The sequence below is a fragment of the Flavobacterium sp. Root901 genome (assembly GCF_001429765.1).
Lineage (GTDB): Bacteria > Bacteroidota > Bacteroidia > Flavobacteriales > Flavobacteriaceae > Flavobacterium.
Window position 1 is genome coordinate 1,073,198 of sequence record NZ_LMJB01000005.1, and the last position, 13,632, is coordinate 1,086,829.

The following is a 13,632-nucleotide window of genomic DNA, read 5'->3' on the forward strand; positions in this document are numbered from 1 at the left end:
TCCAACTTTTGTAATTTGGAATTTTTGAATTTGGGATTTTTTGATTTTTAAAATCAAATAAAGCTTCTGTAAACTGTATTTCGTAAACCAACTTCTAACAATAATAAAAATGCTGCGAGTAAAACAAAAACCCTGTATTTTTCATCATAATCATAGAATTTCAATTCCTGGATTTCAGTTGTTTCTAATTTGTTAATCGAGTTATATATTTGAGCCAGTCTATCGTTGCTTGTTGCTCTAAAATACGTTCCATCGGTTTTGCGTGCTATGCTTTTCATTAGCTGTTCATCAATTTCAACTTTCTGCATTTTGAATAAAAAGCCTCCGTTTGGTGCATAAGCATAAGGCGATTCTGCCATTCCGTTTGTTCCAAGACCAATGGTATATACTTTTATTCCATATTGTTTTGCGATATCTGCAGCTGTTTCCGGTTCAATAAATCCGGCATTATTTACACCATCTGTCAATAAAATGATTACACGGCTTTTTGCTTTACTGTCTTTAAGACGATTTACAGCTGTTGCCAGTCCCATTCCAATTCCGGTTCCATCCTGAAGGACTGTATCATATCGAATTCCTTTTATGGCTTCCAGAATGATAGGTTTGTCACTTGTAACGGGTGTTTTGGTATAGGCTTCAGAAGCGTATAAAACCAATCCGATCCTGTCATTTGGTCTTTCTTCAACGAAATCTGCAGCTACTCTTTTTAAAGCTTCCATACGGTTTGGCTTTAAGTCTTTGGCAAGCATACTTCCGGAAACGTCAATTGCCATTACAATGTCTATTCCTTTTGTTGTTTTAGTCTGATTGCTGATGTCTACCGTTCTTGGTCTTGCCAGAGCAATAATTAAAGAACTTAAAGCAATAATCCTGAAAACGTATAAACAAGGTTTTAATTTGGTCAATAAGGACTGACTGTTTTTAAAACCTGCTGTTGAACTCATTTTTAATGTCGCCGACTGCTGATTTCTTTTCCAAAAATACCATGCAATAGCGATTGGAATTAAAAGAAACAACCAAAAGAATTCCGGATTTAAAAAAGTGATCTGATTATTCATTAGTTACTTGCTTTTTTAAGTTCAACAGAATTTAAAATTCGGGTTGTAATGTCGTTCGCATAAGTGTCACCTTCCTCATGGAAAATGATGATTTGCTGTAATCCCTGATCTTGTTTGAAAAGAAGGATTTCATAATAACCTTTTAAACTCGTTTTAGATGCCGGATTTAAAACTGTCATTGTTCCATACCCTTTTATTCCCTGAATGCCCTGATTTGTCTGAAAATCTTCTTGTTTTACAATAATATTCTGCCCGCCCTGAAGTTCGATAACTTTTAAACTTCCTTCTAATGCTTTTGATAAATCAATATCAGTCGGAGTTTTGAATTTTGTTGTTGAAACGGCTACGTAAAAATTATCGATCATACTTCCGTATACAAAAAGCTGCATTTCCTTAATTAGCGCCATTGTTTCTTTTGGAAGCGTTTTTAATGCGTCCATACGTTTTAAAACTTTTGGAGTTTCAATAATAACGCCCGGATTTCCGTATTCACTTTTTACCCATTCTCCTTCTAATAATTCTTTAGACGGATGACCGATAACATTATCTTTTACATAAGTAAAACCTTTTGTTACGATGAAAAAAGCAGTCGTCGCTATTAATAAAAATGCTACAGAACCTACTGCAATTGCAATACGCTTATTTCTTTGTTTTTTTAACTGAAGCTCAATTTGTTTTTGTCTTTGTGCTTCATTTAATAACTGATCTTCTTCTTCAGTAGAGACTTCCGTCGGAATGGCTTTGTCAAGGGTTAAAATTACTCTCTGGATTTTATTTCTGTCTTCTGTGATTTCAAAATCCAAAGGTTTTGATTTCGCAAATTTCACTAAATCGGCCTGACGTAAAACGCGTTCCAGATTTTCAACCGTTTCCGGGGTTAAAGTCATTTTCTTTTTAGTAGAAGCAGTTCTGATTGCCTGAATTAATTCAGAAGTTGTACTTTCCATCGCCGGAATATGAATTGCTTCTTCAATATAGTTACGGGCAATATCCGTCAGCTCACTATAATATTCCTTGATTTCGCCTTTTTGAACAAGCTCTTTTGATTCCAGGTTATTTAATAAACTTGTTGCTTTTTCTATAGGTGTTTTATAAACTTCCTGCTCAATTTTTTTCTTTTGATTTTTTTTGACAAACCAATAAATTCCAACACCAATTGCTAAAATAACAACCACTGCCAAAACATATTTCCACCAGTCGCCAATTGAATTGTCGGCAGCTGTAATATCTTTAATGTCATACATTTTTTGCTGTAAAGTGTCTACTTTTACATTTGCCACTTCAACACGGATGGAATCTGATAAAAATGGTTTTTTATCAATTAAAATTTTAATGGACGGAATCGTATATTTTCCTGAATCAAATTGAGTTAAACCATATTTTTTAATCAATTCATAAGTGTCATTTTTTTTTACCGTATCAATTGGGTAAGACTGAATGACTTCTAAAGGACCAATAGTTTTCAGTTTTGGAAATTCGACTTTCTGTGTTGACGTCACAATAGTTTTCAGCGTAAGCTTAAACTCAGCACCAATTTTATTTTTTGTGGTGTCAATACTTGTTTCAATCTGTTTGCTCTGCGCAAAAACAGCTGAAGAAAGTAAAAATAAAAATATGTAAAACTTTAATTTCATTTGATTTGTGATTTCAGATTTTAGTCTAAAATAAATGCTTTAAAATGCAACACGAATGACACAGATTAAGCGGATTTTTATTTGAAAAATTTAGGCAGAAAAATAAATCTAAGATCTAAAAACTGCATTCTAAATTTTTATCATCTTGATTTGAAATAACCTAATAGTTTAGTAACGTAATTTTCGTCGACCCTTGTATTTACAATACCTGCACCAGATTTACGAAATGAATCTTTGAAATAGTTTACTCTTTCCTGATAATGTTTTTCGTAATTCATTCGCACTTCTTTTGAACCCGTGTTGACTAACTGTGTTTTTCCGGTTTCTGCATCCAGCATGGTTACCATTCCTAAATTTGGAATTTTTTCCTCGCGAATGTCATATACGCGAACACCTGTAAGGTCATGCTTTTTTGAAGCAATTTTTAAGGTTTGTTCATAATCTTCAGACATAAAATCTGAAATCATAAAAACGATGGCTTTCTTTTTTTGAGTTCCCGATAAGAATTTTAAAGCCTGCGCCACATCTGTTTTATGACTTTTTGGCTCAAATTCGATCAGTTCACGAATGATTCTTAAAACATGTGATCTTCCTTTCTTAGGCGGAATGTATAATTCAACATTGTCAGAAAATAAGATTAGTCCAATCTTATCATTATTTTGTGTAGCCGAAAAAGCCATCGTTGCCGCAATTTCGGTTACGATGTCTTTTTTAAACTGACTTTTTGAACCAAAACCTTCAGAACCCGAAATATCAACCATTAAAACCATGGTTAATTCACGTTCTTCTTCAAAAACTTTTACGTGGGCTTCGTTGTAGCGTGCGGTTACATTCCAATCGATATTACGAATATCATCGCCATATTGGTATTGACGAACCTCGCTGAAAGTCATCCCGCGTCCTTTAAATGAAGAATGGTATTCACCCGAAAAGATATGATTGCTCAGTCTTTTGGTTTTGATTTCTATTTTCCGTACTTTTTTTAAAAGCTCTTTTGTATCCATTCTATTTGTTTAAAGTTTAAAGTTTAAAAGTTTCAAGTTCGTTTTTCAACAACTTGAAACCTGAAACCTGAAACAAATTTTTAAGGTACTTCAATCTCGTTTACGATTTTATTGATGATGTCTACAGAAGTAATGTTTTCGGCTTCAGCCTCATATGTTATCCCAACTCTGTGACGCAATACATCATGCACAACTGCACGAACATCTTCCGGAATTACATAACCGCGGCGTTTAATGAAAGCGTAACATTTAGCAGCATTGGCTAAGTTGATACTTCCACGCGGAGATGCCCCGAAACTGATAAGCGGTTTTAAGTCGGCAAGTTTGTATTTTTCCGGATAACGTGTAGCAAAGATGATATCTAAGATATATTTTTCGATTTTTTCATCCATGTAAACTTCACGAACAGCTTCCTGTGCTCGTAAAATCTGCTCTACAGAAACTACCGGATTTACTTTTTCAAAGCTTCCTTTTAGATTCTGGCGGATTACAAAACGCTCTTCGTCAATTTTTGGATAATCAATAACTGTTTTCAACATGAAACGGTCAACCTGTGCCTCAGGAAGCTGGTATGTTCCTTCCTGCTCAACAGGGTTTTGTGTTGCCAATACTAAAAACGGACGATCTAATTTGAAGGTTGTATCGCCAATCGTAACTTGTTTTTCCTGCATTGCCTCTAAAAGTGCAGACTGAACTTTTGCAGGCGCACGGTTAATCTCATCGGCCAAAACGAAGTTAGCAAAAATCGGCCCTTTTTTTATAGAGAATTCGTTTGCTTTAATATTGTAAATCATGGTTCCGATAACATCGGCAGGAAGTAAATCCGGAGTAAACTGAATACGGCTGAAAGAACCCTGAACTGCCTGCGACAAAGTGTTGATCGCTAAAGTTTTTGCCAAACCCGGAACACCTTCAAGTAAAATATGTCCCTGCCCTAAAAGACCAATTAACAGACGTTCGACCATGTGTTTCTGGCCCACAATAACTTTGTTCATTTCCATTGTAAGAAGGTCTATAAAAGCACTTTCTCTCTCAATTTTTTCATTTATCGCTCTAATGTCTAAAGTCGTTGTATTTTCTTCCATATAAATATTTTTAAAACCTTGATTTTAACGCCTAATTTTTGAGAGTGCAAATTGAATATTTTTTGAGAAGTAAGATGTTAAAGAATGGTTAAAACTTCGACCAATCACCTAATTTTAAGGACGAATTGTGAATCTATTTTTATATTTTTAAGAACTTTGGTGATTATGTTTTATAATAGCATATTTATTAGCAAAAATAACTCAATATAACCATGAGCAAAACAGCATTATCGCCTATAATTTCGGGCACTATGAATTGGGGTGTCTGGGATAAAAACCTTTCGCCTAAAGAAATGGAAAACATGATACAGATTTGTATCGAAAACAAAATCACAACTTTTGATCACGCCGATATTTACGGAGATTATACCACCGAAGCCGATTTTGGTAAAGCCTTTAAAAACACTAAGATTTCGAGGGAAAAATTACAATTGATTACAAAATGCGGAATTCAGTTAGTGACAGAAAACCGCAGCAACAAAATTAAACATTATGATTATTCTAAAGATTATATCATTTGGTCTGTTGAAGAATCTTTAAAGAAACTTAAAACAGACTATGTTGATGTTTTTTTACTGCACAGACCAAGTCCGCTAATGCAGGCTGATGAAATTGCAGAAGCAGTTGAAAAATTAAAATCGGAAGGAAAAATTATTGATTTCGGACTTTCTAATTTTACTAGTTCCCAAACCGAATTAATTCGTCAGAAAACAGAAATAAGCTATAATCAGGTACAATTTTCGGCCACACATTTTGAACCGATGGTTGACGGAAGTTTGGATTATATGCAGACAAATGGAATCAGGCCATTATCATGGAATCCGCTTGGCACTGTTTTTAGAGAAGATACCAAGAAAACCCGTCGTTTGAAAAAACTATTCTCAACCTTGCTTGAAAAATATCATTTGGGCGCAGATACACTTTTATTGGCCTGGATTTTAAAACATCCGGCAAATGTTATTCCAATTGCAGGAACAGTTAACGTTGCCAGAATCCAGTCTTTAGCCAAAGCAGTAGAACTTGAAATGGATAAAGAAGACTGGTTTGCGATCTGGACAGAAAGTATGGGAGACGATGTGGCTTAAAATTTAGTTTTCAGTCGCAGTTTTTAGCTTTCACTTGAAAACGAAATTTTAAGTTTTAAAATATTCTGCCACAGATTAAAAGGATTAAAATGATTTTTTTAATCTGTGTGAATCTTTTTAATCTGTGGCAAAAAAAATAATTCAACAATGAAAAAAACAGTTTTAATTACTGGCGCTACAAGCGGAATTGGAAAAGCTACCGCTCAAATTCTGGCAAAAAACAATTATAAAGTGGTGCTTTGCGGAAGGCGTAAAGACCGTTTAGAAGCATTAGAAAAAGAACTTTCTGCTTTTACAGAAGTGCATTTGCTTTCTTTTGATGTTCGTGATAAAAATGATGTTTTGGAAAAAATCGCTGCTCTTCCGGCTGAATTTTCAGATATTGATGTTCTGATTAATAATGCCGGAAATGCACACGGATTAGATCCTGTTCAAACGGGAGATTTGGATGATTGGGATGCCATGATTGACATAAATGTAAAAGGACTTTTATACGTGTCAAAAGCGGTAATTCCGAAAATGACCGCAAAAAATTCTGGACATATTATTAATATTGGTTCAACTGCAGCCAAAGAAGTTTATCCAAACGGAAATGTATATTGCGGAACGAAACATGCCGTTGATGCCATTACTGCCGGAATGCGAATTGATTTAAATCCATTTGGAATCAGAGTTGGTGCAATTCATCCCGGAATGGTTGCAACAGAATTTAGTGAAGTGCGTTTTAAAGGAGATGTAGAAAGAGCTTCAAATGTCTATAAAGGTTTTGATCCGCTTCAGGCAGAAGATATTGCCGATATTATCCATTTTGTGGTTTCAAGGCCGTATCATGTAAATATAGCCGATTTGGTTGTGATGAGTACCGCACAGGCTTCTTCTACCATCGTTAAGAAAAATATTTAAGTAGAATTTATTTGTAGAGACGCACAGCAGTGCGTCTTTTTTTAGGTTTTAAGATTACGATTTTAATTTGCAATTTTGATTAGCTGTTATAAAAAATAGAAAGTATGATTAATAAACGCCTTTTAATAAAAAATCTACTCGCTCATAACGACGAAAGCAGTTTTTATGATAAAAAAAGGCAGTTGAATCTTCATTCGAGAGAAGGGAAAGCTAAGTTTTTAAAACATATTTGTGCACTCTCCAATTCAAATCCGGCGAATAATTCTTATATCGTGGTTGGTGTTGAAGATCAGGACAACGAAATTGTTGGCGACGATTTCTTCGACGACAGCAGGATTCAGAATCTTGTCAATGCTTTTCTGGAAAATCCTCCCAGGATTCAATACGAAAATGTACCGTTTCCTAATCTTCCAAAAGATAAAGTAATTGGTCTGGTTACCATTAAACCAAAAAGCCAGATATCTTATTTTAAAAAAGGAATACATACAATTGCTGCCAACAGCGTTTTTGTACGAAGAGGAAGTAATTCTATTCCGGTTGAAGGCGAAATTGAGAAAAATTACCAAAATACAGAAACCGTAATCGGGATCGAAAATAGTTCCCGAAACAGTATTCAGTATACACTCGACGGTGTGATTGATTTTATGAATTTCAGGCATAAAGATATGTCGCCAAAATACCGTGTTTTTAAAGAACTCTTTGTGATTTGCTGGGCAGGAGTTCCAAAAAAATCCCGGGATAAAACCTTTTTGTCCCGCGTAGATATTGAGCTGATAAACGAACAGGTAAAACTTTTTTATTCGGCACAGGATGTAGTTACTATTGTTTTTGATGATGATAGTTTTACCATTACAGAATATGTTCCGCTTGGACTAAATGATAAAACAAGTTATTATCCGCTGGAAGAGCAAACTATTCATTTCTTCGATAATGGTTATTATAAAATTGACCGTCAAATACTTTTTCAGCCTCCCGAATTTAATAAGCGAATGCTTTTTCATATTTATAATGCCAACATTGCACTTCTTCAAAAATTACAAAAAGGAGTTTCGTTATCTGAGCGGGAATTAAAAGACTTAGAAAATCTTCCTTCTACTTTTATGATTTGTTATTTGAATGGCTTTGACGATGCCAAACAAAAATTAATCGATGCCAAATTACTTCTAAAACCTTTTGGTCAGGCTTATTTATCGTTTAAAGAAGCTTTACGTGTTTTGAGAAAAATGAAATATGATGTTCAATGAGAAAGATTCTAAGATTCTGAGATACTGAGGTTCTAAGATTTTTTCTGTAGAGACGCACCTAGTGCGTCTAACACATTTTTTGAATTGTCTCTGGCTTTAGGTAGAGGTGAAATTTGAAGATATATATGCTTTAGCCAAATTTCTTTTGCAATTTAAAATGGAATCGTATTACAAAAAAAGTTATGTCAAATTATATATCCTAATTTCTTGCAGGCAGATAAAAAATCCAATCGAAATGCGGTCACATTAAAACCTTCTAATTTCTTCTGTTTTTCTTCTAGAATCTGAGTTGATTTATATAAAAGTTCAAATACATAGGAACAAATTTCTTCTTCAGATGATAACATTTGCATCTTTACAAAATCTGGTCTCACACTATAATGACCTACATTATAGGAGTAAAATTCGGTGAACGAAGTAGGGATTTCTACTCTTTTCTGAAATCGAAATGGATATGTTTTGTGCTCTTCAATAAGCTGAAAGTCTATCCATAGATGTTCCATAGAACCACCATAATCTTTATGTAATTCATTCTCAAGATTGCAAATATATTTGTTGATTATTGTGGCAACTTTACTTGTATAATCGCTATCTGTCATATTTGCAGTAAATGATACTGCGAGAGGTTCTCCAGATGGTTTTACACGATTTTCCGGAAAATTTCTTATCATTCCAATTTTGAATATTCCGTCTGATGAACAAAACATAATTTTTGTGAATGATTGATCCATTATGGCAAGTTCTTTTTTGTGAAGAATCTTGCCAATTTCATCTGCTGCAGTTGATTTTTTAACTAAAGAGCTTTTATTTGCTGAAATGCATAAATAGACTTCATCTTCTAAAAAAAAACTCTTTAGTATTTCATTAATTATTTTAGGATTAAAATCTTCGTTAATTCCACAATTAAACCATTTTATTTCATCTTCATTTTGAGCTAATTGACCTTTTTCGTCAATCCAGTTTGATAAATCGAATTTACTATTGTAAAATCTGAATAATTGTTTTGAATCCATTCTAAATATATTTGCGGTTGTATTTATCTGCAAATATACAAAAAGTAAGAATTTTACTAATTTACTGTTTTACTATTGAAATTTTAAATACTTACCCACTTTATCATACGGAAATACGATTTCTTTCGGGCCGTCGGCGTATGACGCGGCTTCATATGAATTATAATATAGAAGCAAACCTTCAGAAGTGTAAAAAATATTCTGAGGCAGTTGAAATGTATCATTTTCAAACATCAATCCGGTTGCATTAATATTCGCTTTTTCCGGAATATGGTATTTGGCTCTGAATTCTTTTTCTGCGAAAGCCTTAAATTCTTTTTCATTTGTAAAAAGGTCTTCATTAAAAATGACTTTTCCTGTTTTCTTATTGAAAAGCAAAGACCTGAAACCCTGATAGCCGTGAGCGCCGCCAGTAAAAGTATAATGATCTATTTTAATGTTTATAAGCTGATCAGATTCAAACTCAATATTTCCTTTTATTTTTCCTTCCCAGCCAAAAGTATCATGTGGAAATTTTTTATGCATTTCTTCATAAGAAGCAATAAAAGATTTTGACAACGATTTGTAATCGTTGACTTTTGTCGAATCTTCTCCAAAATAAACAATCTCTTTTATAACAGCGAAAACTTTTTTATTAATGCTGTCAGCAATAATTTTTTTATTTTTAGCAACCGGGACTTCTATTGTGATATTCGGGCAGTCATTTTTGCACGGAATTGTAGATTTTTCTTCAAAGGTTTCATTTTCAAATGAAAGCTCTTTTTTGCAACTTGTAAAAATCAAACACAAAAAGATTATAAATATGTAATTTTTCATATCAAAAAGTGTTAATTATCTACAAAGGTAAGAAGTTGTATCAGGATAAAATAAATTAAGCGGTAAATTTGTGCGACAATTATGGACTTAAAATTTATAACTATATGAAATTCAATACAAAAGTAATACATGGTGGTCAGCATCATGATCCAAGTACAGGAGCGGTAATGCCGCCGGTATATCAAACATCAACTTTTATTCAGACAAGTCCGGGTAAGCCTTTGGCTGATTATGAGTACAGCCGCGCGTCTAACCCTACTCGTACAGCTTTAGAAGAAGCTTTGGCAAGTATTGAAAATGGTACCCGCGGATTAGCCTTTTCATCTGGTCTGGCCGCTACAGATTGTATTTTAAGATCGTTTAAGGCAGGCGATGAAGTTATCGCAATGGATGATTTATACGGAGGAACTTACCGTATGTTTTCCAGAATTTACAAAGATTCAGGAATAAAATTCCATTTTGTAGATATGACCGACCTTGAAAAACTGAAGTCATTAATTAATGAAAACACAAAATTGGTTTGGGTAGAAACGCCGACAAATCCATTAATGAAATTAGCAGATATTGCAGAAGTAGCAAAAATCACAAAAGAGCATAAAATCTGGTTTGCTGTCGATAATACTTTTGCAACGCCATATTTGCAAAAACCACTTGATTTAGGAGCTGATATTGTAATGCATTCGGCAACAAAATATTTAGGAGGACATTCTGATGTTATTGCGGGAGCTTTGATTGTGAAAGATGAAGCTTTAGGAGAACAATTACATTTTCAGCAATTTGCTACTGGTGCAACTTTGGGTCCAATGGATAGTTTTTTGGTTTTAAGAGGAATTAAGACGTTAGCATTAAGAGTGCAGAGACATTGCGAAAACGGAGAAAAAGTAGTGGAATATCTAAATAAACATCCAAAGATAAATACAGTTTATTATCCTGGATTAGAAAATCATCCATTTCATGAAATTGCAAAAAAGCAGATGAAAGCGTTTGGCGGAATGGTTTCTTTTACTTTCAAATCGGGTAAAAAAGAAGATTCAATTGCGTTTTTAGAGAAATTAAAAGTGTTTACACTGGCAGAATCTTTAGGCGGCGTAGAATCACTTGCTAATCATCCGGCTTTAATGACACATGCCTCTATTCCTGCAGATAAAAGAGCAGAAGTTGGTATTACAGACGATTTAGTTCGATTAAGCGTTGGGATTGAAGATGCAGAAGACTTAATCGCAGATCTAGAACAGGCATTATCTTAATTGAAGAAATCCCAAAAATAAAAATCCCAAATTCCAATTGATAATTTTGGAATTTGGGATTTTTTAATATTGTAATTTTAGATTTAGAATTCTAAGTAATAAATGTATCCAACATTAAACCAAACCTGCCAGTCATTTGACTTATTTTCAGGATAAAAGTCTTTATTTGGATTTAAACCGTCAATCCAGTCTGAGTTGAATGCCTGAAAACGTGTTTCAAACATCAAATCGCTCATTGTCGTTAATTTATAGTGAAATCCTACACCGACTGTTGCTGCTAATGCTACTCCGTTTTCACTGGCAAAACCATATTGATGCCCATCTGAAGGAGTTAAGTATTTTGGAAAAGTTGTCGAAGGAAGTCCTAATTCTCCCATTGTTGAACTTACTTTTGTAGAGTAATAACTTGCCAGGAATCCTACACTCACGTACGGGCTAAAACCTCCCATTGTGTTTTCGAAATCGTGAATTTTCATGAATGGAGAAAATTCTAACTGCGCCCCAATATTTAATAAGGTTGATTTACCACTCATCGCTTTTAACTGCGAAACAGCAAACTTATTTTTTGCGGTTTCGAGGTAACCTCCAAAATGGTTAAGAGTTGTGGTGTTGAACGATAGTTCTGATCTGACTTTGAAATGTTCTGTAAAGAAACTTTCTCTGTTGTTGTTTGCAGAAAAGTTGATGAAGTGAACAATTCCGACACCAAATCCGGTATTACCAACGTTGGTATCAAAATTATGTCTTTCTCCAAAATCGGACTGAAAAGTTACGGGGCCGAAAATAATTCCTACTTCTTGTGCAAGATCTGATTGGGCGTTGGCAATATTCGTAATGCCAAATAAGGCGAAAATCGTGAAATATAGGTATTTAAACATCTTCTAGGGCTTTCAAAATATTGGCAAATATATAAAAAACATACTCCAAACAAAATATTAAATAGTTGTATTAAAAAATTAATAACAAAACACTTAATTTTCTGACTTTAACCTGCATGATTTGATGTAAATTCGGAGGTGTAAAATCGGAATCTTATTTTTGTTTAAAAATTACACAATTCTGTTTCTAAAACGAAAAAAAATAACAAACCATCGTGATTTTGCTATATCTTTGTATGTTATACGAAAACGTTTTCTTAAACGGATTTTTATATGTAACTGATTAAGTTTAAAACTATTATTTGAATAATTTATTTTAAAATGGAACAAAAAATAAATGAATTTATGGCTCTTGTTGAGTCAAAAAATCCAAACGAGCCGGAATTTCTTCAGGCCGTTAGAGAATTTGCAGAAACAGTAATTCCATTTATCGCGGAAAGAAAAAAATATGATGGGAAGAATTTACTTCTTAGAATTGCAGAACCGGAAAGGTCTGTAATCTTTAGAGTTCCATGGGTTGATGACAAAGGAGAAATAATTGTAAATAGAGGTTTCAGGATTCAGATGAACTCAGCGATTGGGCCTTATAAAGGAGGAATCAGATTTCATCACACTGTAAACCTATCAGTTTTAAAATTTTTAGCTTTTGAGCAGGTTTTCAAAAATAGTTTAACAACACTTCCAATGGGTGGAGGTAAAGGAGGTTCTGATTTTGATCCGGAAGGAAAATCTGATGGCGAAATTATGCGTTTCTGCCAATCGTTTATGACAGAATTATGCCGTCATATTGGTCCTGACTTAGACGTTCCTGCCGGAGACATTGGGGTTGGTGCCAGAGAAATTGGTTATTTATTTGGTCAATATAAAAGAATCAGAAATGAATTTACCGGAGTTTTAACCGGAAAAGGACTTGCTTACGGTGGTTCATTAATCAGACCAGAAGCTACAGGTTATGGCGTGGTTTATTTTACGGATCAAATGCTTCGTACAATTGGACATGAAATTACAGGTAAAAGAGTTGCAATTTCAGGATTTGGAAACGTGGCCTGGGGTGTAGCCCTAAAAGTGAATGAACTTGGCGGTAAAGTGCTTACAATTTCAGGACCTGATGGATATATCTATGATGAAGAAGGTATCTCCGGAGAAAAAATTGATCACATGCTTGAAATGAGAGCAACGGGTGATAACAGAGCGGAAAGATATTTAGAGAAATACCCAAATGCTGTTTTCCATAAAGGAAAAAGTCCTTGGGAAGTAAAAGTAGATATTGCGATTCCTTGTGCAACTCAAAATGAGTTAAACGGAGAAGATGCTCAAAAATTAATCGATAATGGTGTTTTATGCGTTACTGAAGCGGCTAACATGCCTTCAACTTTAGATGCTATAAAACTGTTTTTAGATAATAAAGTGCTTTTTGCTCCGGGCAAAGCTGCAAATGCCGGTGGTGTTGCTGCATCTGGATTAGAAATGACACAAAACTCTATTCGTTTGAACTGGACAAGTGAAGAGGTAGATTTGAGATTAAAAGACATTATGGTTGGAATTCACAATCAATGTAAAAAATACGGCGCAGAAGAAGACGGATATGTAAACTACGTAAAAGGAGCTAACATTGCCGGATTTGTAAAAGTTGCCGATGCTATGCTTGCTCAGGGTGTAGTTTAA

General features: G+C 34.2%; 12 protein-coding genes. 5 read left to right on the forward strand and 7 right to left on the reverse strand.

Going from position 1 to position 13,632, the window contains the following annotated elements; translation table 11 throughout:
* Window positions 1–53 precede the first annotated feature (53 nt).
* The 4 genes from ASE21_RS08345 to ASE21_RS08360 form a co-directional block, all read right to left on the reverse strand.
* The gene (locus ASE21_RS08345; RefSeq protein WP_057122137.1) at window positions 54–1,058 is read right to left on the reverse strand and encodes a vWA domain-containing protein; all 1,005 of its coding nucleotides are present in this window, start codon (window positions 1,056–1,058) and stop codon (window positions 54–56) included.
* Entirely contained in the window at window positions 1,058–2,692 is a 1,635-nt protein-coding gene (locus ASE21_RS08350) for a hypothetical protein (protein WP_057122138.1), read from the reverse strand. The genes ASE21_RS08345 and ASE21_RS08350 overlap by 1 nt, the downstream gene beginning before the upstream one ends.
* 140 nt (window positions 2,693–2,832) lie before the next feature.
* On the reverse strand, window positions 2,833–3,696 hold the full coding sequence (locus tag ASE21_RS08355; protein ID WP_057122139.1) for a DUF58 domain-containing protein: 864 nt from the start codon (window positions 3,694–3,696) through the stop codon (window positions 2,833–2,835).
* Between the two features lie 80 nt (window positions 3,697–3,776).
* Window positions 3,777–4,781, reverse strand: coding sequence for an AAA family ATPase (locus tag ASE21_RS08360; RefSeq protein ID WP_057122140.1), 1,005 nt, complete (start codon window positions 4,779–4,781; stop codon window positions 3,777–3,779).
* A gap of 212 nt (window positions 4,782–4,993) precedes the next feature.
* On the opposite strand from ASE21_RS08360, the gene ASE21_RS08365 reads away from it, so the two are divergent.
* The 3 genes from ASE21_RS08365 (at window position 4,994) to ASE21_RS08375 (ending at window position 8,013) form a co-directional block, all read left to right on the forward strand.
* Window positions 4,994–5,866 (forward strand): aldo/keto reductase family oxidoreductase, encoded by an 873-nt coding sequence (locus tag ASE21_RS08365; protein ID WP_057122141.1) that lies wholly within the window; start codon window positions 4,994–4,996, stop codon window positions 5,864–5,866.
* 147 nt (window positions 5,867–6,013) lie between these two features.
* Entirely contained in the window at window positions 6,014–6,769 is a 756-nt protein-coding gene (locus ASE21_RS08370; RefSeq protein ID WP_057122142.1) for an SDR family NAD(P)-dependent oxidoreductase, read from the forward strand.
* 104 nt (window positions 6,770–6,873) lie between these two features.
* Window positions 6,874–8,013 (forward strand): ATP-binding protein, encoded by a 1,140-nt coding sequence (locus ASE21_RS08375; protein ID WP_057122143.1) that lies wholly within the window; start codon window positions 6,874–6,876, stop codon window positions 8,011–8,013.
* 185 nt (window positions 8,014–8,198) lie between these two features.
* On the opposite strand, the gene ASE21_RS08380 is transcribed toward ASE21_RS08375, so the two are convergent.
* A complete protein-coding gene (locus ASE21_RS08380; RefSeq protein WP_057122144.1) occupies window positions 8,199–9,026 on the reverse strand; it encodes a hypothetical protein in 828 nt (275 codons plus the stop codon).
* Between the two features lie 72 nt (window positions 9,027–9,098).
* The gene (locus tag ASE21_RS08385; RefSeq protein WP_057122145.1) at window positions 9,099–9,842 is read right to left on the reverse strand and encodes a DUF3298 and DUF4163 domain-containing protein; all 744 of its coding nucleotides are present in this window, start codon (window positions 9,840–9,842) and stop codon (window positions 9,099–9,101) included.
* A 104-nt stretch (window positions 9,843–9,946) separates the two neighbouring features.
* On the opposite strand from ASE21_RS08385, the gene ASE21_RS08390 reads away from it, so the two are divergent.
* On the forward strand, window positions 9,947–11,089 hold the full coding sequence (locus ASE21_RS08390; RefSeq protein ID WP_057122146.1) for a cystathionine gamma-synthase: 1,143 nt from the start codon (window positions 9,947–9,949) through the stop codon (window positions 11,087–11,089).
* An 83-nt stretch (window positions 11,090–11,172) separates the two neighbouring features.
* Here the strand turns inward: ASE21_RS08390 and ASE21_RS08395 are convergent, their stop codons facing one another.
* Window positions 11,173–11,967 (reverse strand): THC0290_0291 family protein, encoded by a 795-nt coding sequence (locus ASE21_RS08395; protein WP_057122147.1) that lies wholly within the window; start codon window positions 11,965–11,967, stop codon window positions 11,173–11,175.
* Window positions 11,968–12,288: 321 nt separating this feature from the next.
* Here ASE21_RS08395 and gdhA point away from each other — a divergent pair, with 321 nt between their 5' ends.
* Complete coding sequence (gene gdhA, locus ASE21_RS08400) at window positions 12,289–13,632, forward strand: NADP-specific glutamate dehydrogenase (RefSeq protein WP_057122148.1); 1,344 nt, start codon at window positions 12,289–12,291, stop codon at window positions 13,630–13,632.